This window comes from Rhizobium sp. NFR07 (assembly GCF_900111905.1).
GTDB lineage: Bacteria > Pseudomonadota > Alphaproteobacteria > Rhizobiales > Rhizobiaceae > Neorhizobium.
In genome coordinates this window covers 224,395-247,051 of sequence record NZ_FOKM01000008.1, presented here as the reverse complement: position 1 = coordinate 247,051, position 22,657 = coordinate 224,395, and the positions used below count along the sequence as shown (strand labels likewise).

At 62.0% G+C, this 22,657-nt stretch carries 20 protein-coding genes and 1 tRNA gene; 8 read left to right on the top strand and 13 right to left on the bottom strand.

Annotated features, from left to right (window positions below):
* Nucleotides 1-18: 18 nt before the first annotated feature.
* Nucleotides 19-2,124: an ATP-dependent DNA helicase RecG gene (gene recG / locus BM216_RS18695; protein ID WP_093000709.1), complete on the top strand. Its 2,106-nt coding sequence runs from the start codon at nt 19-21 to the stop codon at nt 2,122-2,124.
* 6 nt (nt 2,125-2,130) lie between these two features.
* Here the strand turns inward: recG and BM216_RS18690 are convergent, their stop codons facing one another.
* The 9 genes from BM216_RS18690 to pcsA all read right to left on the bottom strand — a co-directional run bounded on the left by BM216_RS18690 (nt 2,131) and on the right by pcsA (nt 14,974).
* The gene (locus BM216_RS18690; protein WP_093000708.1) at nt 2,131-2,832 is read right to left on the bottom strand and encodes a DUF502 domain-containing protein; all 702 of its coding nucleotides are present in this window, start codon (nt 2,830-2,832) and stop codon (nt 2,131-2,133) included.
* A gap of 96 nt (nt 2,833-2,928) precedes the next feature.
* Nucleotides 2,929-4,755 carry a glutamine--fructose-6-phosphate transaminase (isomerizing) gene (gene glmS, locus BM216_RS18685; RefSeq protein WP_093000707.1) on the bottom strand — a complete coding sequence of 609 codons (1,827 nt, stop codon included), beginning with the start codon at nt 4,753-4,755 and terminating at the stop codon, nt 2,929-2,931.
* Between the two features lie 210 nt (nt 4,756-4,965).
* Nucleotides 4,966-7,302 (bottom strand): membrane-bound PQQ-dependent dehydrogenase, glucose/quinate/shikimate family, encoded by a 2,337-nt coding sequence (locus tag BM216_RS18680; protein ID WP_244530228.1) that lies wholly within the window; start codon nt 7,300-7,302, stop codon nt 4,966-4,968.
* A gap of 381 nt (nt 7,303-7,683) precedes the next feature.
* Nucleotides 7,684-9,042, bottom strand: coding sequence for a bifunctional UDP-N-acetylglucosamine diphosphorylase/glucosamine-1-phosphate N-acetyltransferase GlmU (glmU, locus tag BM216_RS18675; protein ID WP_093000705.1), 1,359 nt, complete (start codon nt 9,040-9,042; stop codon nt 7,684-7,686).
* A gap of 353 nt (nt 9,043-9,395) precedes the next feature.
* Nucleotides 9,396-10,469: a BMP family ABC transporter substrate-binding protein gene (locus tag BM216_RS18670; RefSeq protein ID WP_093000704.1), complete on the bottom strand. Its 1,074-nt coding sequence runs from the start codon at nt 10,467-10,469 to the stop codon at nt 9,396-9,398.
* 41 nt (nt 10,470-10,510) lie between these two features.
* Complete coding sequence (locus BM216_RS18665) at nt 10,511-11,425, bottom strand: ABC transporter permease (RefSeq protein ID WP_093000703.1); 915 nt, start codon at nt 11,423-11,425, stop codon at nt 10,511-10,513.
* On the bottom strand, nt 11,425-12,516 hold the full coding sequence (locus tag BM216_RS18660) for an ABC transporter permease (RefSeq protein WP_093000702.1): 1,092 nt from the start codon (nt 12,514-12,516) through the stop codon (nt 11,425-11,427). The genes BM216_RS18665 and BM216_RS18660 overlap by 1 nt, the downstream gene beginning before the upstream one ends.
* Entirely contained in the window at nt 12,506-14,080 is a 1,575-nt protein-coding gene (locus tag BM216_RS18655) for an ABC transporter ATP-binding protein (protein ID WP_093000701.1), read from the bottom strand. Before BM216_RS18655 ends, BM216_RS18660 begins: the two co-directional genes overlap by 11 nt.
* Before the next feature lie 165 nt (nt 14,081-14,245).
* Nucleotides 14,246-14,974: a phosphatidylcholine synthase gene (gene pcsA, locus BM216_RS18650; protein WP_093000755.1), complete on the bottom strand. Its 729-nt coding sequence runs from the start codon at nt 14,972-14,974 to the stop codon at nt 14,246-14,248.
* Between the two features lie 193 nt (nt 14,975-15,167).
* On the opposite strand from pcsA, the gene BM216_RS18645 reads away from it, so the two are divergent.
* Complete coding sequence (locus tag BM216_RS18645; protein ID WP_093000700.1) at nt 15,168-16,370, top strand: UbiH/UbiF family hydroxylase; 1,203 nt, start codon at nt 15,168-15,170, stop codon at nt 16,368-16,370.
* Between the two features lie 54 nt (nt 16,371-16,424).
* Here BM216_RS18645 and BM216_RS18640 read toward each other — a convergent pair whose 3' ends face one another.
* The gene (locus tag BM216_RS18640) at nt 16,425-17,171 is read right to left on the bottom strand and encodes a cytochrome c biogenesis CcdA family protein (RefSeq protein WP_093000754.1); all 747 of its coding nucleotides are present in this window, start codon (nt 17,169-17,171) and stop codon (nt 16,425-16,427) included.
* A gap of 200 nt (nt 17,172-17,371) precedes the next feature.
* Between BM216_RS18640 and BM216_RS18635 the strand changes: the two genes are divergently transcribed.
* The 3 genes from BM216_RS18635 to BM216_RS18630 all read left to right on the top strand — a co-directional run bounded on the left by BM216_RS18635 (nt 17,372) and on the right by BM216_RS18630 (nt 17,935).
* Nucleotides 17,372-17,447 (top strand) — tRNA-Lys (locus BM216_RS18635).
* A 110-nt stretch (nt 17,448-17,557) separates the two neighbouring features.
* Nucleotides 17,558-17,683, top strand: coding sequence for a hypothetical protein (locus BM216_RS35035; RefSeq protein ID WP_280141689.1), 126 nt, complete (start codon nt 17,558-17,560; stop codon nt 17,681-17,683).
* A 72-nt stretch (nt 17,684-17,755) separates the two neighbouring features.
* A complete protein-coding gene (locus BM216_RS18630; protein ID WP_093000699.1) occupies nt 17,756-17,935 on the top strand; it encodes a hypothetical protein in 180 nt (59 codons plus the stop codon).
* Nucleotides 17,936-17,984: 49 nt separating this feature from the next.
* Here the strand turns inward: BM216_RS18630 and BM216_RS18625 are convergent, their stop codons facing one another.
* A complete protein-coding gene (locus BM216_RS18625) occupies nt 17,985-18,245 on the bottom strand; it encodes a DUF2171 domain-containing protein (protein WP_093000698.1) in 261 nt (86 codons plus the stop codon).
* 289 nt (nt 18,246-18,534) lie between these two features.
* On the opposite strand from BM216_RS18625, the gene BM216_RS18620 reads away from it, so the two are divergent.
* From BM216_RS18620 to BM216_RS18610, 3 genes are read left to right on the top strand one after another with little or no spacing between them, the layout of a single operon-like run.
* Complete coding sequence (locus BM216_RS18620; protein WP_244530227.1) at nt 18,535-19,827, top strand: efflux RND transporter periplasmic adaptor subunit; 1,293 nt, start codon at nt 18,535-18,537, stop codon at nt 19,825-19,827.
* Between the two features lie 10 nt (nt 19,828-19,837).
* On the top strand, nt 19,838-20,554 hold the full coding sequence (locus BM216_RS18615; RefSeq protein WP_093000696.1) for an ABC transporter ATP-binding protein: 717 nt from the start codon (nt 19,838-19,840) through the stop codon (nt 20,552-20,554).
* Complete coding sequence (locus tag BM216_RS18610) at nt 20,544-21,749, top strand: ABC transporter permease (protein WP_093000695.1); 1,206 nt, start codon at nt 20,544-20,546, stop codon at nt 21,747-21,749. Before BM216_RS18615 ends, BM216_RS18610 begins: the two co-directional genes overlap by 11 nt.
* Nucleotides 21,750-21,802: 53 nt before the next feature.
* Here the strand turns inward: BM216_RS18610 and sufA are convergent, their stop codons facing one another.
* Both sufA and BM216_RS18600 read right to left on the bottom strand, forming a co-directional pair.
* Nucleotides 21,803-22,192, bottom strand: a complete 390-nt coding sequence (gene sufA / locus BM216_RS18605) for a Fe-S cluster assembly scaffold SufA (RefSeq protein ID WP_093000694.1) — start codon at nt 22,190-22,192, stop codon at nt 21,803-21,805.
* A 77-nt stretch (nt 22,193-22,269) separates the two neighbouring features.
* A complete protein-coding gene (locus BM216_RS18600; protein ID WP_093000693.1) occupies nt 22,270-22,650 on the bottom strand; it encodes an SUF system Fe-S cluster assembly protein in 381 nt (126 codons plus the stop codon).
* Between the last annotated feature and the right edge of the window lie 7 nt (nt 22,651-22,657).

The window sequence follows — 22,657 nt, the reverse complement described above, 5'->3', positions numbered from 1 at the left end:
TGCCCCATTTAGCCGGTCATGCGCCCTGCCATACTCGATCCGCTGTTTGCCTCCATCTCGTCGCTGCCCGGTGTCGGCCCGAAGATCGCCGATCTGATCGTGAAAGTGACGGGCCGCGAGGATGTGGAGGACTGCCGCGTCGTCGACCTGCTCTTCCATGCGCCCTATTCACTGATCGACCGGCGCAACCGGCCGGGCATCGCGCTGGCGCCGCAAGGGTCGATCGTCACCATCGAGGGACGCGTCGACCGCCACCAGCCGCCGGCACGCGGTACCAACCAGCCTTATCGCGTCTTCCTGCACGACGAGACAGGCGAGTTGGCTCTGACTTTCTTCCGCGCCAAGGGCGACTGGCTACAGAAATCGCTGCCGATCGACGAACAGGTACTGGTGAGCGGGAAGGTCGACTGGTTCAACGGTCGCGCCTCGATGATCCATCCGGATTTCATGGTGAAAGTCTCGGAGGCGCAGAACCTCGCGCTGGTGGAGCCGGTCTATCCGCTCACCGCCGGGCTTTCACCGAAGACCTTGCGCAAGGTGATCGAAGGCGCCGTCGAGCGGCTGCCGGATTTTCCCGAATGGGCGGATGCGGCGCTGACGCAGAAACAGAGTTTCCCGTCCGTCTCGGAGGCGTTCAGGCACCTGCATGAGCCGGAGGACGAGAAGGATATCGATCCGAATGCGCCGGCTCGCCGGCGTCTGGCTTACGACGAATTTCTTGCCGGACAGGTGTCGCTTGCCCTGGTGCGCCAGAAGATCCGCAAGGTGCCGGGCCAGCCGATCCGGGTGAAGGGCGATCTTGCCGCGCGCATCGTCGCGGCCCTGCCCTTCTCGCTGACGCCGAGCCAGAAGGCTGCCATCGACGACATCACCAAGGACATGGCCGGCGAAGACCGGATGCTGCGGCTGCTGCAGGGCGATGTCGGTGCCGGCAAGACGCTGGTGGCGCTGCTCTCCATGGCGGCGGCCATCGAGGCCGGCGGCCAGGCCGTGCTGATGGCTCCAACGGAAATCCTAGCACGTCAGCATTTCGCAACGATCTCGAAGCTTGCGGGCGCTGCCGGTGTCTCTGCCGAACTGCTGACCGGCCGGACCAAGGGGCGCGAGCGCGAACAGATTATAGAGCGGATCGCTTCGGGCGAAGCGCAGATCGTCATCGGTACGCACGCGCTGTTCCAGGATACGGTCAGCTACAGCAACCTAATGATGGCGGTGGTCGATGAGCAGCATCGCTTCGGCGTCCATCAGCGTCTCAGGCTGACCGCCAAGGGCATCTCGCCACACATGCTTGTGATGACCGCGACGCCGATCCCCCGCACGCTCGTGCTGGCGGCATTTGGCGACATGGATGTGTCGAAGCTCACGGAAAAGCCTGCCGGCCGCAAACCGATCCAAACGGTGACCGTTCCGACCGAGCGGATCGGCGACATCGTCGGGCGGCTGAGAAGTGCGGTGGCAGAAGGCAAGAAGGCCTACTGGATCTGCCCGCTAGTGGAGGAATCCGACGTCTCGGAGCTGATGTCGGCTGAAGAGCGGCATGCGGTGCTGGCGCGGGAACTCGGGACCAAGAATGTCGGCCTCGTGCACGGCCGGATGGCGGGGCCGGAAAAGGACGCGGTGATGAACGCGTTCAAGACAGGCGAAATCCGCATGCTGGTGGCAACGACCGTGGTCGAAGTCGGCGTCGATGTGCCGGATGCGACGATCATGGTGATCGAACATGCCGAACGATTCGGGCTTGCCCAGCTGCATCAGCTGCGCGGCCGTGTCGGTCGTGGCGACGAGGCTTCGACCTGTATCCTGCTCTACAAGGGCCCCTTGAGCGAAACCGGCCATGCGCGGCTTTCGATCCTGCGCGACAGCGAGGACGGGTTCCTGATTGCCGAGGAAGACCTGAAACTGCGCGGCGAAGGCGAGCTGCTTGGCACCCGCCAGTCCGGCACGCCGGGCTTCAGGATTGCAAGCCTCGCGGCTCATGCCGACCTTTTGGAGATCGCCCGTAAAGACGCGACTTATCTGTTGGATCGCGATCCAGACCTGACGAGCGAGCGAGGAGAGGCGGTGCGGGCGCTGCTCTACCTGCACCGCCGCGACGAGGCGATCCGCTTCCTGCGGGCGGGATAACTTGGATTACTTGACCGGCGAGAGATCGGCCGGTGCTGGAAGGACAGGAACCGGATCTACTTTGGGCTTATATTCCGGCGCGATGAGACCACCGGAAATCAGCAGCTTGGCGCCCTCTTCGGGCGTCATGTCGAGCATGATGATCTTGCTCTTCGGCACGAACATCAGGAAGCCCGCGGTCGGGACTGGTGTCGGCGGCATGAAGACGGCGATCATTTCCTCGCCCTCCGCATTCAGCTTCGCGGCAATCTCGCCCTGGGCGTCGCCGGAAATGAAGACCAGCGCCCACATGCCCGGGCTCGGGAATTCCACCAATCCGCATTTCTTGAACGAGGTCGACTGTTCCTTGAGCACGGTCTCGAGGATCTGCTTGACGCTCCTGTAGATCGTGCGCACCAGCGGCATGCGGTGCAGGATCGACTCGCCGAAATTGACGATCGAGCGGCCGATCAGGTTCTTGCCCAGAAAGCCGATGATGGTGATGAACATCACAGCGATCAGCAGACCGGTGCCCGGGATCGTAACGTCGAAATAATATTGCGGGTTATAGCGCTGCGGCAGATAGGGCGTGACCCAGCTGTCGGCCCAGTCGATGAAGGTGAAGGTCAGCCAGATGGTGATGGCCAGAGGTGCGCAGATGATCAGGCCGGTGAGGAAATTGTTCCTGAGCCGACCGGCCATCGAAATGCGCTCGGGGCTGTCGCTCATGTCACTTCCCTGTAAAGCCTTGGCATTGCCGCATTCATTGCTGCGACAATGCCGGATGCGATGCTGCGATGCAAGGGCGCCGGGAGGGGCGCCCTATCACTCAACGGTGACGGACTTTGCGAGGTTCCGCGGCTGGTCGACATCGGTGCCCATGAACACTGCCGTGTGATAGGCAAGCAGCTGGATCGGCAAGGAAAAGATCATCGGCGCGATGATCTCGTCGACATTGGGAAGCGTGATCGTCGCCATGATTTCGAGCTTGGAGGCGGCCGCCCCCTTCTCGTCTGTGATGAAGATGATCTTGCCGCCGCGGGCGGCCACTTCCTGCATGTTCGAAACGGTCTTTTCGAAGAACCGGTCATGGGGGGCGATGACGATGACGGGCATGTGTTCGTCGATCAGCGCAATCGGACCATGTTTCAGTTCGCCGGCGGCATAACCTTCGGCGTGGATGTAGGAAATCTCCTTGAGCTTAAGTGCGCCTTCCATAGCGAGCGGGAAACTGGTGCCGCGGCCGAGATAGAGCACATCCTTGAAACGCGAAAGATCACGCGACAGGGTCTCGATCTGGGGCTGGATGTCGTTCAGCACCTTGCTCATGATGCGCGGCATCTCGGCGAGATGTTTCACCATCTGCTTCTCGTCGGCCTCGGTTACCGTGCCACGGGCACGGCCGGCGGCGATCGACAGCGAGGCCAGAACCGCAAGCTGGCAGGTGAAGGCCTTGGTAGAGGCGACGCCGATTTCGGGGCCGGCGAGGATCGGGAAGATGGCGTCGGATTCGCGGGCGATGGTCGATTCGCGGACATTGACGATGGCGCCGATCTTCAGGCCTTCGTCCTTGCAATAGCGCAGCGAGGCGAGCGTATCGGCCGTCTCGCCGGACTGGGAGATGAACAGAGCGGCCTGGGTCGGCTGCAGCGGCAGTTCACGGTAGCGGAATTCGGAGGCTACATCGATCTCGACCGGAAGGCGGGCATAGCGCTCGAACCAGTATTTGCCGACGAGGCCAGCGAGATAGGCGGTGCCGCAGGCGGAGATCGCGAGGCCGGAGAGTTTGGAGAAATCGATCGCCGTATCGGTCGGCTTCACCGTGTGGCTGGCGAAATCGACATAGTGGCTGAGCGCATGGGAGATGATCTCCGGCTGCTCGTAGATTTCCTTTTCCATGAAATGGCGGTGGTTACCCTTGTCGACCATGAAGGTGGCCGCTTGGGAAATCTGGCTTTTGCGGATGACCGGGCGGCCGTCGTAGTCCATCACCTCGAGACCGGCATGGGTAATGATGGCGAAGTCGCCATCGACCAGATAGGTGATCTCGTTGGTGAAGGGCGACAGGGCGATGGCATCGGAGCCCAAAAACATCTCGCCCTGGCCATGGCCGACGGCGAGCGGCGGTCCGAAACGGGCAGACAGAATCGTGCCAGGCTCGTCCTCGAACATGACGACCAGAGCATAGGCGCCCGAGACGCGGTTCAGCATGGCGAGCATCGCGTCGCGGTGGTTCTTGCCCTCGCGGGTGTATTTCGCCAGCAGATGGGCGACGACTTCGGTATCCGTCTGGCTGGTGAAGACGGCGCCCTCGGCGATCAGCTCGTCCTTCAGCTCGGAAAAATTCTCGATGATGCCGTTGTGAACAACGGCGACGCCGTCGACGAAATGCGGGTGGGCATTGGTCTCGTTCGGCACGCCATGGGTCGCCCAGCGGGTGTGGGCGATGCCGATCGTGCCCGGCAGCGGTTCGCCGTCGAGCTTCTTTTCGAGGTTGAACAGCTTGCCTTCGGCACGACGGCGGTCGAGCCTGCCTTCATGGATGGTCGCGACGCCGGCGGAATCATAACCGCGGTATTCGAGCCTCCGCAGCGCATCGACCAGACGCGACGCTACCGGCTCTACACCGACAATCCCAACAATCCCGCACATATCGGCCTCTCTGTTTGATGCTTCGCCGCGAATTCCTAGCCGATCGCATCATCCGTGCAATGACTGGCGCGGTCACTTTCGATGTCGAACCGTAACGCGAAATCCTTAATGGCCTCTGCGCGCATTGCAGTGTGCCAAGACACCGCAAATGCAAAGGGAGGCGGATCGCTCCGCCTCCCCTCAATGTCACCGAATGGCGACGGCTGGCTGCTACTTCTTGAGGCGGTAGGCCACCACGTAGTCACCGCGCTGCGGACTCTGGCGAGCGCCACCGGCAGCGATGAGGACGTACTGGCTGCCGTCCTTGCCCATGTAGGTCATGGGCGTCGCCTGGGCGCCGATCGGCATACGGCCCTTCCACACTTCGTCACCGGTCGCGGTGTCGATGGCGCGCAGGTAGAAGTCCTGCGTACCAGCGTAGAAGGTCAGGCCACCGGCCGTGGTCAGCGGTCCACCGAGCGTCGGCATGCCGATCTGCATGCCGAGCGGTACCTTGAGGCCGTTCGGCAGGACGCTGTCCTCTACCGAGCCCAGCGGGCGCTGCCAGACGAGCTTTCCAGTTTCGAGGTCAACCGCCGAGAGCGTACCCCATGGCGGCATGTGGCACGGAACGCCGAGCGGCGAGTAGAAGCCGCCGCGGAGAGCGGCAAACGGCGTGCCTTCCTGCGGATGAACGCCGGCATCATGGCTCATGTTGGCCGACATTTCCGGCGATGCGTCTTCGCGCAGGATCAGTTCTGCGAGCTGCGGCATGCGGATGTCGTTGATGATGCCGAGGCCACGGCTCTCGTCGATCGCCATGGAGCCCCAGTTCATGCCACCGTAGAAGCCCGGGTAGATGAGCGTGCGCTCGCCCTTGATCATCGGCGTGTAGCGGCCTTCATAGCGAAGCTTCTTGAAGGCGATGCGGCATGCCAGCTGATCGAACGGGGTTGCACCCCACATGTCGGCTTCGGTCAGCACGCCACCACCGAGATGCGGCATCTCGACAGAGAAGGGCTGCGTCGCAGCAATGACGTCGCCTTCCTGATGGCTCTGCTCGACTGGGCGTTCCTCGACCTTTTTGATAGGCTTTCCGTCGCGGCGGTCGAGGACGTAGATGTCGCCCTGCTTGGTGGTCTGAACCACTGCCGGCGTACCGTCGGCCATGTCATAGAGAGCCGGCTGAGACGCGGTGTCGTAGTCCCAGACGTCCTGATGAACGAACTGGAAGTGCCAGCGCTCGCGACCCGTCGCGATGTCGAGTGCGACGAGCGACGCGCCGTACTTGTTGCCGGCTTCGTTGCGGTGACCGGCCCAGAAGTCCGGCGTCGCGTTGCCCATCGGCAGGTAGATCAGGCCAAGTTCAGGATCGAAGGCAGGCGTCGACCACATGTTCGGCGTGCCGCGAGTGTAGCTTTCGCCTTCCGGTGGCAGCTTTGTGATGCCCGGGTTGCCGAGATCCCATGCCCATGCCAGTTCGCCGTTTTCGGCGCTGTAGGCACGGATGACGCCCGACGGCTCATTGGTGTCGCGACCGTCACGCACCCAGCCGCCGACGATGACGAGACCGTTGGTCACGGTCGGCATCGAGGTCGGGAAGTAGTAGGTTTCCTGAACGTCGCCGAGGCCGTCCTTCAGGTTCGCCGCGCCATTCGTGCCGAACTGAGCGCAGGTCTCGCCGGTATTGGCGTCGAGCGCGATCATCTGCGCATCGATCGTCGTCAGGATCAGGCGAGCGTGGCACTGCTGGCCTTCCGGCACGACGGCGCTTTCATAATAACCAACGCCGCGGCAACGGTTCCAGAAGGTGTTGCTCTTCGACTTGGGATCAAAGCGCCACTTTTCCTCGCCGGTCGTTGCGTCGAGAGAGATGACCTTGTTGAGCGGCGTGCAGACATAGACGTTGTCGCCGATCTGGGTCGGGGTGTTCTGGAACTCGGATCCCTTGACCGGTTCTTCGCCGGTGCGGAACGTCCAGGCAACCTCGAGGTTCGAGACGTTTTCCGCGGTGATCTGGTTATAGGGCGCAAAGCGCGTACCAGCCGGGCTGTAACCGTAATACTGCCAGTTGGAAGCCTGCTCGGACGGCTGTGCGTTGGGCTTTACAGCGACCGGCGCTTCCGGACGAAGGACGCCCTGCGGCTGGAATGCGCCCCAAAGGCCATAACCGAAGACGGCGACCAGCACGGCGGCGATCGCAAAACCGGGAACCTTGGCCCGGCCGCCGGCAACGGCCGGCAGCAACAGGGCCGCGACGATGCCGATGGCAACGAAGGGTGCCAGACGCGGCACGAGGCCCCAGAAGGCGAAGCCGACTTCGTACACGCCCCAGACCGCAGTCGCGACGCCGATCACCAGGAACAGGACCAGGCCGGACGCGCTACCGCGGAACAGAAGCAAAGCTGAAACCAGCAAAGCGATGCCGGCGATCAGGTAATACCACGAACCGCCAAGAGTAATCAGATAACCGCCCCCGGCCACAAAGACCGCCCCGAAGAGAGCGAGGACGACGGCGAGTGCAATCACAAGCCATCTAAACGGCTTGTGGGAAGTGAGCTCCGCCAAGGAAATTCTCCCATGAAAATTGAGAAGGAATGTCATCACCTGCGATAGGTGATGAAGACTGCGCCGTTTTGCCCGGTTGACAGGCAAAGACACAAACCCGCCATGGAGTTGCCGCCAAAAAGACACCAAGTCAACGAGAAAACCCCCATTATTTGAGGGATCGGCAAATAATATGACTGTTTTTATCATGTTAATTGCAACACGCAACCCGACGACCACCTCGGCGGGACGTGCGACCGATCGTCTCAAGATCGGAAAAATGATGAAAATCAATTACTACCGGCGATCGGACGCTGTTGATCCATGACATGAGCGAGCGCGGTCTATGCCAAAGCCGAGGCTTCGGTCATCGACTTCACAATCCCGTGAAGACTTCCGATGTCAGGTTTTGCTGCGGGACTTCTTAAGCGCCAGAGCCCGCTCGCGAATCACGGTTGCGCGCTCAGGCTTGATTTCCTGCCTTGCGCGGCCGAAAGCCAGCGCATCTGCAGGCACATCCTCGGTGATGACGCTTCCGGAGGCGATATAGGCTCCGTCACCAATCGATACCGGGGCGACGAGCGCGGAGTTGGAGCCGACGAAGGAGTTGGCGCCGATCCAGGTCTCGTGCTTGTTCACGCCATCGTAATTGCAGGTGATCGTGCCTGCCCCGATATTGGCATGGGCACCGATGACCGCGTCGCCGATATAGGTCAGGTGATTGACCTTGGCGCCCTCGCCCACCTTGCCGTTCTTCACCTCGCAGAAATTGCCGACCTTGGAGCCTGCGGCGAGATCGGCGCCCGGACGCAGCCGCGCAAACGGACCGACGGTCGCGCCGGCGCTGACATGGGCGCCCTCTATATGGGAAAAGGCATGGATCACGGCGCCGCCATCGATCGTCACGCCGGGGCCGAAGACGACATTCGGCTCGATCAGCGCATCCTGGCCGATCTGCGTATCATAGGAGAGGAATACGGTTTCCGGGGCGATCATAGAGACACCCGAGACCATCAGTTCGTGACGGCGGCGTTCCTGCCAGAGCTTTTCGATATAGGCGAGCTCGGCGCGGTTGTTGCAGCCGGTGAGTTCCGCTTCCGGCGCATCGACGGCCACGACCTTGCCGCCGGCCGCGCGGGCGATCTCGACGAGGTCCGTCAGATAATATTCGCCCTTGGCATTGGCATTGCCGATCTTTTCGAGCAACGACAGTGCCTTGCGACCGTTGATCGCCATCAGGCCGCTATTGCACCAGGTGACCTTGCGCTCTTCATCGGTCGCATCCTTCTCCTCGCGGATGGCGACCAACTCGCCATTTTCGACCAGAAGACGGCCGTAACCCGTAGGTTTGTCGGTATGAAAGCCGATGACGACGACATCAGCGCCTTCAGCCAGTTTTTGGCGCGCGGCGGCAAAGGGGATGGCCGTAATCAGCGGTACGTCGCCGTAAGCGACAAGAACGTCGTCGAAACCGTCGGCGATGGCCTCGCGGGCAGCGAGAACCGCGTGGCCCGTGCCGAGACGCTCGGTCTGCAGGAAGCTGCGCACCGAGATCCCATCGATCGCGCCTGCATTGGCAACCTTCTCGGCATCACGGCCGACGACCAGCGCCGCATCCGTCATGCCTGCCGATGCGACCGCCGCCATGACATGCGCGATCATCGGACGACCTGCGACCGGATGCAGCACTTTCGACATGGAGGATTTCATCCGCGTGCTGTCGCCAGCAGCGAGAATGACGGCAAGGCAGGAACGGCTCATCTGAGAATCTCCTTCGGCAATCCTTGGGTCTTTATCAGCATGTTTCCTGAAGGGCGATAAACGGCTTGTATCGGCAGGAAACAAATTGCTGAAAAGCAAAAAGGGCGTCTGTGGACGCCCTTCTTTAATGATCTGCGATTTGCCGAAACCCACCGTCCTCATTCCTGTGCTTGTCACAGGAATCCAGCCGACGCGCGTCTGCGCGTCGAGGTAGGTCTTTCCAGCCCAAAGACTTGGGCTGGCTGGATCCCTGTGAAAGGCACAGGGATGAGGGAGAGTGCGGCGACCATCGTATTTCACGCGCAACGTTTCGTCCGCACGGAACTGATCGCCAGCTCCATGCGCCTTCAACCTTACTGCGGCAGCTTGTCGTCTACGCCTTCGATGTAGAAGTTCATGCCGAGCAGAACGCCGTCTTCCGGCTTTTCACCGGCAGCAAGCCAGGCCGAACCGTCCTGCTTGTTGATCGGGCCGGTGAACGGATGCAGTTCGCCCGACTTGATCTTGGCTTCGGTCTCCTCCGCCATCGCCTTCACGTCGTCCGGCATGTTGGTGTAGGGCGCCATGGTCAAGATGCCGTCCTTGAGGCCGTCCCAGATCTGCTCCGACTTCCAGGTGCCGTCGAGCATGGCCTGGGTGCGCTTGATGTAATAGGCGCCCCAGGTGTCGACGATGGCGGTCAGCTGGGTCTTCGGGCCAGCGGCGATCATGTCGGAGGCCTGACCGAAGGCGAAGATGCCGCGCTCGGCTGCTACCTGCATCGGAGCCGTCGTATCAGTGTGCTGGGTCAGGATGTCGACGCCCTGGTCAACCAGCGCCTTGGCGGCGTCGGCTTCCTTGCCCGGGTCGAACCAGGTGTTGGCCCATACGACCTTCAGCTTGAAATCGGGGTTGATCGACTTCGCGCCGAGTTCGAAGGCATTGATGCCCATGACCACTTCCGGGATCGGGAAGGATGCGATGTAGCCGGCGAGGCCCTTCTTCGACATCTTCGCGGCGATCTGGCCCTGGATATAACGGCCTTCGTAGAAGCGCGAATTGTAGGTGGCGAGGTTCTCAGCCGCCTTGAAACCGGTGGCATGCTCGAACTTCACGTCCGGGAATTTCGCGGCAACCTTCACGGTCGCGTCCATGAAACCGAACGAGGTGGTGTAGATCATGGCGCAGCCGGAGCGAGCCATGCGCTCGATGGCGCGCTCGGCATCCGGGCCTTCCGGAACGCTTTCGAGGAACGGGGTCTCGATCTTGTCATCCAGCGCCTTCTGCAGCGCCTGGCGGCCGATATCGTGCGCCTGGGTCCAGCCACCGTCGGTCTTGGAGCCGACATAGATGAAGCAGACCTTCTTCTTTTCCTGGGCCGACGCACCGCTCGCAAAACCGCCAAGCACGGCAGCCGTGGCAGTGAGAGCAATAATCAGTTTCTTCATTTTCCAACCTCTGATGGAGTATGACATTGACGTTAACGCGGTCACCGATCGGGGACAAACGGTTTTCCGAGGGATGCCGGCGTATTGATGAGCGTCATGCGTCGATTATGCGAAATGATAATCAGCACGACAATAGTGGCCGCGTAGGGCAGCGCAGACAGGAGCTGGGAAGGCACGCCGATGCCGAAGGCCTGCGCATGCAGCTGGCCGATGGTGACGGCGCCGAAGAGATAACCGCCGGCCAGGAGCCGCCAGGGGCGCCAGGAGGCGAAAACGACGAGCGCCAGCGCGATCCAGCCGCGGCCGGCCGACATATTCTCCACCCATTGCGGCGTGTAGACGAGCGAAAGCTGAGCACCGGCCAGGCCCGCGCAGGCACCGCCGAACAGGACCGCGAGATAGCGGACGCGCACGACATTGATGCCGAGCGCATGGGCGGAGCCGTGATTGTCGCCGATGGCACGGAGCTTCAGTCCTGCCCGGCTTTTGAACAGGAACCAGCTGATGCCGATGACCAGGGCGACCGACAGATAGAAGATCAAGTCTTGGGCGAACAGGACAAGGCCGAAGAACGGAATGTCGGACAGGAGCGGGATCACGATCGGCTGCAGCTTGATTCCGGGCATGCCGACGAAGCTCTCGCCTAGCTGGCCGGAAAGGCCGAGGCCGAGGATCGTCAGGGCGAGACCGGTCGCAACCTGATTGGCGACAAGCGTCAGCGTCAGGAAGCCGAACAGCAGCGAGAAGAGCGCGCCGCCGGCAATGCCCGCGAGAATGCCGAGATAGGGACTGCCGGTCAGCTGCGCCGCGGCAAAGGCCGACACCGCGCCCATGATCATCATGCCTTCGACGCCGAGATTGAGGACGCCGGAGCGCTCGGCCACGAGTTCGCCGAGGGCAGCGATCACAAGCGGCGTCGATGCAGTGATGACTGTCAGGAGGATGGCTTCGAACATCAGTTTTTCGCCTCCGCGGTTGCCGCCGACGGATTGAAGATCAGCCGGATCCTGTAGTGGATCAGCGTGTCGCAGGAGAGAACGAAGAACAGGATCAGGCCCTGGAAGACACGGCTGACCTTGTCGGAAATGCCGATCGACAGCTGTGCGGCCTCGCCACCCAGATAGGTCAGCGCCAGCACAAAGCCGGAGGCGACGATGCCGAGCGGATTGAGGCGCCCGAGGAAGGCGACGATGATCGCGGTGAAGCCGTAGCCAGGGGAAATCGTCGGCTGCAGATGGCCGATCGAGCCGGATACTTCGGAGATTCCTGCAAGCCCGGCAAGCGCGCCGGAGAGCAGCATCGAGAACCAGACCATGTTCTTCGCCGAGAACCCGGCAAACCGCCCTGCCCGCGCCGACTGACCGAGCACGGACACCTGGAACCCCTTGAGCATGAAGCGCATCATGAACCAGAGCAGGACCGCGGCGAGAAGCGTGAAGACGATGCCCATATGCGCGCGGCCGGAATCCAGGACTTCCGGCAGAACCGCCTCCACCTGGAAACTCTTGGTCTGTGGAAAATTGTAGCCCTGGGGATCGCGCCACGGACCGCGTACCAGCCAATCGAGGAACAGCTGGGCGATATAGACCAGCATTAGGCTGGTCAGGATCTCGTTGGTGTTGCAGCGGATTTTTAGGAAGGCGGGGATGCCGGCGTAAAGCGCGCCGCCGATCATGCCCATGACGAGCATCAGCGGCAGGATCATCGGCGAATGCCATTCGGGATAGAGGACGGGCAGGATAGAGCCGGTGATCGCGCCGATGGTGAACTGGCCTTCGGCGCCGATATTCCAGTTGTTCGAGCGGTAACAGATGGCGAGGCCGACCGCGATCAGGATCAGCGGTGCCGCCTTGATGACCAGTTCGTGCAGCGACCACACGTCCAGAAGCGGTTCGACGAAGAAGGTGTAGAGGGCGCCGGTCGGGCTCTTGCCGAGCGCCCAGAACATGATGCCGCCGACCACCAGCGTCAGCGCCAGCGCCAGCAAAGGCGACAGGATCGAGAACAGGGTGGAGACCTGGGCGCGCTTCTGGAGTTCAAGACGCATAGCGCGCCTCCCCACCGAAATGGCTCTCGTGAATGCCGCCCATCAGCAAGCCGATCTGTTCCATCGAAAGATCGCCTGCCGGATAAGGGGCAGATAGCTTGCCATCCGATATGACCGCGATCGTCGTCGCGATCTCGAAGATCTCGTCGAGATCCTGGCTGATGACGATGACGGCAGATCCGGCCTTGGCGAGATCGATCAGCGCCTGGCGGATGCGGCTCGCGGCGCCGGCATCGACGCCCCAGGTCGGCTGGTTGATGACGAGAACCGAAGGCTGGCGATCCAGCTCGCGGCCGACGATGAATTTCTGCAGATTGCCGCCGGACAGCGAGCCGGCAGCCGGATCTTCGCCGCTCTTGCGCACGTCCATGACCGAACAGATGCGCCGCGCGGCGGACTGGATCGCATCCCGGCGGAGAACCGACAGGAAGCCGCCGGACAGGAAAGCCTTCTTGTCGGACCGGCTGCGGGCGAGGAGCAAATTGTCGGAAAGCGGCAGCCCTGGCACCGCTGCATGTCCGTGACGCTCTTCCGGCACGAAACCGGCGCCGACAAGACGCCGGCCGTTAATGCCAAGCCGACCGACGGCGCGGCCGCGCAGGCGAATCCGCCCCTCGTCGGCGATCGGGTACTCGCCGGACAGCGCATCGAACAGCTCCGACTGGCCATTGCCGGCGACGCCTGCGATCGCCAGCACTTCGCCGGCGCGGACTTTCAGGGAGACGTCCTTGAGCGAAACGGAGAACGGCGTGCGTGGCGCAACCGACACGTCCTTCATCTCGACCAGGACCTCGCCGGTATCGGCCAGGCCTTCGCGCTTGACCTCGGCAACTTCGGTCCCGACCATCATGCGCGCCAGAGAGGCCGGTGTCTCGCGCTTGGGATCGCAGGCACCGGTGACCTTGCCGTGGCGCAAGACGGTCGCGCGGTCGCAGATGCGGCGCACTTCCTCGAGGCGATGGCTGATATAGAGGACCGAACGGCCTTCGGCCTTGAGGCGCATCAGCGTCTCGAACAGGCGCTCGGCCTCCTGGGGCGTCAGAACCGAGGTGGGCTCGTCGAGAATGATCAGCTTGGGGTTCTGCAGAAGCGCGCGGACGATCTCTATGCGCTGGCGTTCGCCGACGGAAAGGTCGGCCACATGGGCGGACGGATCGAGCGGCAGGCCATAGGCCTTTGAGACGGTGGCGGTTTCCTCGGCGATCTTAGCAAGCGGTATGCGGGCATCGAGGGAAAGCGCGATGTTTTCGGCGACCGTCAGGGCTTCGAACAGGGAAAAATGCTGGAAGACCATGCCGATGCCGCGCTGTCGGGCTTCGCCGGGCGACGCGATCGTCACCGGCGCGCCGTCCCAGGAAATACTTCCGGCACTCGGTTCGAGCACCCCGAAGAGCATCTTGACGAGGGTCGACTTGCCCGCGCCGTTTTCACCGAGAAGCGCGTGGATTTCCCCGTGACCGATATCGAGATCGATGGAATCGCAGGCGGCGAAGCTGCCGAAGAATTTGGTCAGCCCCCGAATGGATAGAAGCGGCTTCGCTTCCGGGCCCTCGGATACAGTCACGGATCCCCCTTTTTAAATGCACTTCCGGTCCGTCGCGGAAGTACAATTTTGTATTGCTTCAGAATTGCAAAGGCACACGCATGCCGATTATTGCAGCCGATTGATATTGATACCGTTTTTGCAGACTTCCACAACATCAAAGAGAGGTTTGCGACAGGCTTCGCGTCATTTTCCAAGATTTGGAAAGAGCTGCAACACACCACCGATGCAATAGAGATAAATGCCGCTGATGACGACGCCCCAGACGACCCAATCCGGCGACTGGAAATGCATCAACAGCGAGTAACCACCGAGCGCGCACCAGAGCAGGCAGATGCCGAGATTGAGCGGCCGCAGCCGTTTGACGCGGACCGGATGGAGGAAACTGATCGGCAGGAAGGTGAGAACCACAGACACTGTGACAACGATCATCGCGGTCGTCGCCGTTGCATCGATGACGAAGAGCGTGAAGACCACCATGTTCCAGACGACCGGAAAACCGGAGAAGAAATACTCGTCGGTCTTCATGCCCGTATCGGCATAATAGATGGCGCTCGAGACGACGATCATGCCGGCCGCAACGAAGGACCATGGCTCGCCGATCATGCCGCTCTGGTAGAGAGCAAAAGCGGGCAGCAGGACATAGGTGACGTAGTCGATGATGTTATCGAGCGTGTCGCCCGACCAGTTGGGCAGCACTTCCTTCACATGCACCTTGCGGGCAATGGGACCGTCGATACCATCGACCAGTAGCGCAAGGCCAAGCCACCAGAACATGTCGACGAAGCGATGCTCCGCCGCGGCGACCACGCCGAGGAAGGCCAGGAAGGAGCCGGAGGCCGTCAGCAGGTGCACGCAGAATGCGCGGATTTCCGCATAGGGGACTTTACGGTAATTGAAAATTCGTCTGAACACGCCCTGGTCCCGCTTTTCTCTGCATTCCGGATATGCGGCCAAACCGCCGATATTGCAACCGCGCCCGGAAATGGCCACAGGTTTTACACTACAGCCGTCATAGCTGCGCGCCGATGCCCCATGGATCAGAAGCGCGCGACGCTCTACATAGGCCCCAGAAAGTGATCGGCCAGACAGTGAACGGGAAGCGGACATGCAACATTACGAGATCGCAATCGTCGGAGGCGGGCTGGCAGGACTGGTGGCAGCGCTCGCATTGGGCCGTACCGGACGCAAGGTCTGCCTGATCGCCGCAAAGCCGCCGCATGAAGACACCCGTACGACGGCACTGATGGACCAGTCCGTCCGTTACCTTGAGCGCCTCGGCGTGTGGGATGCGATCGCGCCTTCGACGGCAGCGCTCTCCGTCATGCAGATCCTCGACGGCACGACCCGCCTCCTGCGCGCCCCGCCGGCGCAGTTCCGCGCCACGGATATCGGACTGACAGCCTTCGGCTACAACATGCCGAACACGGCGCTGTCCGAGGCTCTGAACAAGGCGCTTGCCGCAGAACCGAACGTGACTCGGATCGAACAGAATGCCGAAAGCGTCGCCGTGCAGACCGACAAGGCGACGATCTCGATTGCCGAGGGCGACGTCATCGAGGTCGATTTCGTGATCGGCGCCGATGGGCGCAACTCGATCACGCGCGAAGCTGCCGGCGTCAGCGCGCGCAAATGGTCCTACGAACAGTCGGCCGTGGTTCTCAATTTCAGCCATGCGCTGCCGCACGGCAATGTCTCGACTGAATTCCACACCGAGAGCGGTCCGTTCACCCAGGTGCCCCTGCCCGGCCTTCGCTCGAGCCTCGTCTGGGTCGTCCGTCCGGAAGAAGCTGCACGGCTCGTCTCATTGTCAACGGAAGAGCTTTCGACAGCAGTGGAAACCCGCATGCAGTCGATCCTCGGCAAGGTGACGGTGGAAGGCAAGGCGCGGGCCTGGCCGCTTTCCAGCATGATGGCCGAGCGCTTCGGCAGCGGGCGGGCGGCATTCATCGGCGAGGCGGCGCACGCCTTCCCGCCGATCGGCGCGCAGGGCCTCAATCTTTCGTTGCGCGACAGCATGACGCTCGCCGAACTGCTATCCGCCGTCCGTGACCGGCCGATCGCAGCCGATGCCGGTGATCGCTACAATCGTCGCCGCAAGCCGGACGTGATGAGCCGCACCGTCAGCGTCGACCTGCTCAATCGCTCACTGCTGACGGACTTCCTGCCGGTTCAGATGGTGCGCGCGGCCGGCATGCATGTCCTTAACGCCATCCCGCCTCTTCGCAATGCGCTGATGCAGGAAGGTGTCGAGCCGGGACGCGGGCTGAAGAATTTCGTCAAAGGTCTCGGGAAGCAGGTTCGGCATTAAGAGCCGGTAGGCTGAAGCCCGGTGGGCGGATTCCGGGGCTTGGCGGCTAAGTAATCAGCCGATCTGCATCAGGATCGGGAAGGTCTGCTGGAACCAGATAGCGGCATCGGTGACGATGCCGAAGATGAAGGCGAGGCCCGTCAGGATCAGGAAGACACCCATGATCTTCTCCACGGTGCCGAGGTGACGGCGGAAGCGCGTCAGGAAGCGCATGAAGACGCCGGAAAATCCGGCCGCGATCCAGAACGGAACGGCAAGCCCCAGCGAATAGATGGCAAGCAGTGTCGCGCCTTCCCCAACCGTGTCGCGTGATGCGGCCACCCCTAGGATGGCGCCAAGCACCGGCCCGATGCAGGGCGTCCATCCGAAGGCGAAGGCGAGCCCCATGAGATAGGCGCCGGACAGGGTCGCCGGCTGTCCGGAGGACTGGAAGCGCGCCTCGCGAGACAGGAATCCGATTCTCAGGACGCCGAGGAAATTCAATCCCATCACGATGATGATCAGGCCGCCAATCTTGGACAGGATGTCGAGATGCTGGCGCAGCAGGACGCCCACCGTGGACGCCCCTGCCCCGAGCATGACGAAGACGGTGGCAAAGCCGAGCGTGAAGAAGAAGGCCGAGCGCAGCACCGCCGCCCGTGCTGGAGACGCCTGCGCAGGAGCTTCTCCGCGGAACTGGTCGACGGAAATACCCGCCATGTAACAGAGATAAGGCGGCACCAGCGGCAGGACGCAAGGGGACAGGAAGGAGAGCGCGCCCGCGATCAGGGCGGTGAAAACGGATATTTCGGCAATGGACACGGAACGACCCCGATCTGCAGCTTGGCCGCGCTGGTAGCGCCTATCCGCCCCCAAGGCCAATCACCTTTTCGAACGACGTCTTATAACCATTGCTGGAAAACCGCCAACAGTGCTGTTTTTGGTGTTTTTCCGGGTTGACCGCAGGGGGTGACCTGCATATGTTCCGCGCACTTTCGAGAGGCGCTTCGGTGCATTCGCGGGAGAGCGTAGCTCAGCCGGTAGAGCAACTGACTTTTAATCAGTAGGTCCAGGGTTCGAACCCCTGCGCTCTCACCATCTCAAATTCCACTCCAATAACTTCGTACAATATTCGTGATCAGCAATGCGCGAGCCTTGCCGGAACAAGTATTAGGCCGTGGCTGTTATCTCCGCCTAAGGAGTTGTCCATGCGGATCATTTTCGTCGTTCTTATCGCTTCGGTGCTGAGTATTCTGGCTTTCAAATATATGGACCAGTCTATTGGCGGATCGGAGTTGATGGCATCCCCGACAGAGCTCTCTGCCAAGAGCTGAGTGGTCGATGCCGGCAATCCCGGTGCAAAACTCAAAACATGCCCAAGACGTCTTTGAAAAAGGAGAATTGTGATGAGACGCGGTAACGTGCTGATCGCTCTTGTCTTGGCCGTCGTCGGCGGCCTTGCCGTCACATTTGCGGTGACACCTTTCGGATATTTTCCTCAAGGGAAAACCGACCGGTTGAGTGGCGACGAGACTGAAACAGCTTTCCTGCCCGCGCGCTTCGGTGTGCCGAGCAGCCAGCAGTGAGCATTGCAGTCAGACGGCCCGGCATTCCCTCGAATGCCGGGCCGCATTTTCAGTGTACGGGCTTGCCGCCCTGCTCTTCCTCGAAGGATACGGTAACGTCGCCGTCTGCGGACAATCTCACCTTGCCGCCTTCGATATCCGCGACCAGTTCGAGCGGAATGAAGTGATGGTGCCCTTCGTGGCTGCCCTCACCGCTATCCTTCTTCGTCAGCTTGATCCGGCTGCCTTCGACCCGGTCCACGGTGCCCACGTAAACGCCATCGGCACCAATGACTTCGGCATGTTCCTTGATTCTCGCTACATCGATCATGGCAGATCTCCTCTGTTGCGGAGGCAGAACGCTTGGCGCGCCAGTTCGATGCATGCCCGAGGTGCGGCAAATCATCTTTTCGACACCGCGATGGTGTTTCCAGTAACCACGGGACGGTTGCGCGTGGTGCGGGCGGCCAACACCTTACAGGTATTTAAGTTTTTCTACCGTGCGTTTCATGGCATTCAGGCCGATGAAAGCATGGCTCCCTTGCTTCGCCGTCAAATCGATACGGTAGCTTGCGAGTCGCCGGAATCTTTCGTCAGATCGATTTAACGAGGCCAAGATTTTGAACGTCCAGCAAGACCCCAGCAAGAACGGCGACACGAGGACGCCCGATCTCGGCGCCATCCTGGCCGGCTCCGGTGGCCGCCGCAAACGCGGCCGTGGCAGGTGGTTTGCGATCGGCCTCGCCGTCATCGTCGCAGGCGGCCTCGGTCTCTACTTCCAGGGGCAGTCCGGACAGCAGCCGTTCGACTATTCGACCCAGGACGCCAGGAAGGGCAATCTCTCCGTCATCGTGACCGCAACGGGATCGGTTCAGCCGACAGACCAGGTCGATATATCGAGCGAACAGTCGGGAACCGTGCGCAAAGTGAATGTGACCTACAACAGCCCGGTCAAGGCCGGCGACGTGTTGCTGGAGCTCGATACGAACAAGCAGGAAGCCGACGTCCAGAGCGCGCGGGCGCAGCTCGCGTCGGCCAAGGCCAATGTACTCAAGGCGCAGGCGGAAGCGGCATCGGCGAAAATCTCGCTCGATCGGCTGACGAACCTCGTCAACAACCGCATTTCCAGCCAGCAGGAACTCGACGCCGCCAAATACAGCTATGATTCCGCCCTTGCGACGACGGAGATCAACGAGGCGGCCGTGCTGTCCGCCGAGGCCGCCCTGCGGCTCGCGGAAGTCAACCTCTCGAAGCTGACGGTCGTCTCGCCGATCGACGGTATCGTTCTCACCCGTGATGTCGATCCCGGAGCGACGGTCGCATCCTCGCTCAATGCGCCGGTGCTCTTCACCATTGCCGGCGACCTGAAGCGGATGGAACTGCAGGTCTCCGTCGACGAGGCTGATGTCGGCCAGGTGCGTGAAGGCCAGGTGGCGAAATTCTCGGTCGACGCCTATCCGGATCGCAGTTTTCCGGCGACAATCCAGGCGGTCCGGTTCGCATCGGAAACGGTATCCAACGTGGTCACCTACAAAGCGATCCTGACGGTCGACAACCAGGATCTGCTGCTGCGGCCGGGAATGACGGCTACTGCCGATGTCACGGTCGAGTCGGTTGCGGACGCGATGCTCATCCCTAACGCAGCGCTCCGCTATTCGCCGGCGGCATCGCCCCAGGCGCGCGGCAGCTTCCTCACCCGCCTTTTTGCGCCACCACGACCGCGCGGTAGCCGCGGCGAACGGGGAGAAGCCTCGGCCACCACCACCCGTGCCGTCTGGGTGCTGCGCGGCGGCGCGCCGCAGCGCGTGCAGGTCGAGACCGGCCCGACCGACGGCCAGTTCACCGTGCTGAAATCCGGCGAGATCAAGGAAGGCGACCAGCTGATCACCGATGCGACAGCGCGCAATCAGTAAGGAGATCGCCATGACGGTTTCTCCGCTGATCACCTTCAAGGATATCTGCAAGGTCTATGGGCGTGGTGAGGCGACGATCCGGGCGCTCGATCGCATCAACCTGTCGATCTCTCCGGGTGAATTCGTCTCGATCATGGGGCCTTCCGGCTCGGGCAAGTCGACGGCGATGAACATTATCGGCGGGCTCGACGTGCCGTCATCCGGCGAATACCTGTTCCAGGGCATTCCAACCAGCGGTTTCAGCCGCGAACAACTGACGCTGCTGCGCCGCCATATGCTGGGTTTCGTCTTCCAGGGCTTCAACCTGCTTGCACGCACCTCGGCGGTGGAAAATGTCGAACTGCCGCTCGTCTATCGCGGCATGGACCACGCCGAACGACGCCGCAGGGCGATGGCGGCACTCGAGCAGGTCGGTCTGAAGGGACGCGAGGGCCATACGACTCAGGAGCTTTCCGGCGGCCAGCAGCAGCGCGTCGCGATCGCCCGCGCCATCGTTACCGATCCGGCCGTCCTGCTCGCCGATGAGCCGACCGGCAACCTCGACACCAAGACGAGCGTCGAGATCATGGAGCTCATCACGCGGCTCAATCGCGAGAACGGGATCACGGTTATCATGGTCACCCACGAGGAAGACATTGCCGCCTATGCCAAGCGGCTTCTGCGCTTCGTCGATGGCCATCTGGTGACCGACGAGATGCGCGCCGAGGAGGCAAGCCATGCTGTTTGAGACGACCAAGCTCGCCTGGCGCGCCATCAGCCGTAACATGCTGCGCTCCATCCTGACCGTGCTCGGCGTCGTCATCGGCGTCGCAGCCGTGATCGCCATGGTGACCGTCGGCAACGGCACGACCGCGAAGGTGCGCGATGAGCTCACGCGGCTGGGTACCAACACGCTGTTCGTGCGTCCGGGCCAGTGGGGACCCGGCCGCGCCAGCACGGAAGCCAAGCGTTTTACCGATGGGGATATCGCGGCTATTCAGGAGCAGGTCAGCGGCCTGAGAGCCGTCGCTCCGATCAACCGCGGGACGGCCACTGTCATTGCCGGCGGCGCCAACCGTTCGACCAGCGCAATCGGCACCACGAACGACTATCTGATCGCCCAGGACTGGGATCTGGCGCTCGGCCGCGAATTCCTGCCCAGCGAGGATCGCGGCAGTCAGGCGGCCTGCATCATCGGCGAGACGGTACGTCGGGAATTGTTCGGTGCCGCCGACCCCGTCGGGCAGACCATCCGCGTCAGCAATGTCGCCTGCCCGATCGTCGGGGTTCTGGCCGCCAAGGGACAGTCCGGCATGGGCGACGACCAGGACGACAGCGTGATCATGCCGCTGAAACTCCACCAGCGGCGGATCGGCGGGACGACGACGATCAGCAGCATCGTGCTGTCGGCTCAGGACGGCGTCTCCACGGCGAAGGTGCAGTCAGATGTGGAAAGCCTGCTAAGGGAGCGTCGCCGCATCGGGATCGGCCGGGACGACGATTTCTCCGTCAACGACATGTCGCAGATCGCCGCGGCCATGACCGGCACCACGGTGCTGCTCACCGGCCTGCTTGGCGCCGTCGCGGCCGTCAGCCTGCTGGTCGGCGGTATCGGCATCATGAACATCATGCTGGTCTCGGTGACCGAGCGTACGCGCGAAATCGGCATAAGGCTTGCGATCGGGGCGCTCGAGACGCAGGTGCTGACGCAGTTCCTGGTGGAAGCCGTGATGCTGTCGATCTTCGGCGGCGTGACCGGCATCATCGCCGGCCTCAGCCTTGCGCTGGCGGTGGTCAGCTACCTGCAGGTGCCGTTCGTGGTCAGCCCGACGATCATCGTGCTCGCCTTCATCTTCTCGGCGGCAATCGGGATGATCTTCGGCTATTTTCCGGCAAGGCGCGCCGCGCAGCTCAATCCGATCGAAGCGCTGCGGCACGAGTGATCGCAACAAAAAAGGGCCTTGCGGCCCTTTTCAATTCGCAACACCAACGCCGACTATGCGTGCGTTTCAGCTTCCCGCTGCTTTGCCAGCGCTGCCAGATCGGCAGGCTTCAGCTCTACCGATTCACCGCAGCCGCAGGCCGACGTCTGGTTCGGGTTCACGAAGGTGAAGCCGGAGCGCATCTTGGTGATTTCGAAGTCCATCTGCGTGCCGAGCAGGTAAAGCACGGCCGACGGCTCGATCCAGACCCTAGCGCCCGCATGTTCGATCAGGTCGTCCTTGGCATTCGCTTCGGTGACCAGATCGATCGTATATTCCATACCGGCGCAACCGCCCTTCTTGATCCCGACGCGAATGCCCTTGGCGTCCGCACCTGAGTTGGAAACGATCTGGTTGACGCGCGCGGCCGCCGCGTCGGTCATGGTCATCACTGCAAAGCCCATCGGCCCATTCTCCTTCAACAACCGGGTTCAAGGTCCGGCGTTTCTAGACTCAAACTTAGTACCGGCGTCCTGACGGATCAATACCAGCCGACGGCGACCTGTGCCTCTTCGGACATGCGCTCGGGCGTCCACGGCGGATCGAAAGTCATCTCGACCTCGACGCCCGAGACGCCTTCGACGGCGCCGACGGCGTTTTCGACCCAGCCCGGCATTTCGCCGGCCACCGGGCAGCCCGGGGCGGTGAGCGTCATGGCGATCTTCACCATGCGGTCGTCCTCGATATCGATCCTGTAGATCAGGCCGAGTTCGAAAATGTCAGCCGGGATTTCCGGGTCATAGACGGTCTTCAGCGCCGCGATGATATCGTCGGACAGGCGTTCCAGTTCCTCCGCGGGAATGCTGGATTCGATGATGCCTTCACGGGCATCCCACTTCGGTATGTCTTGGTCCATGGCCATGGAATTC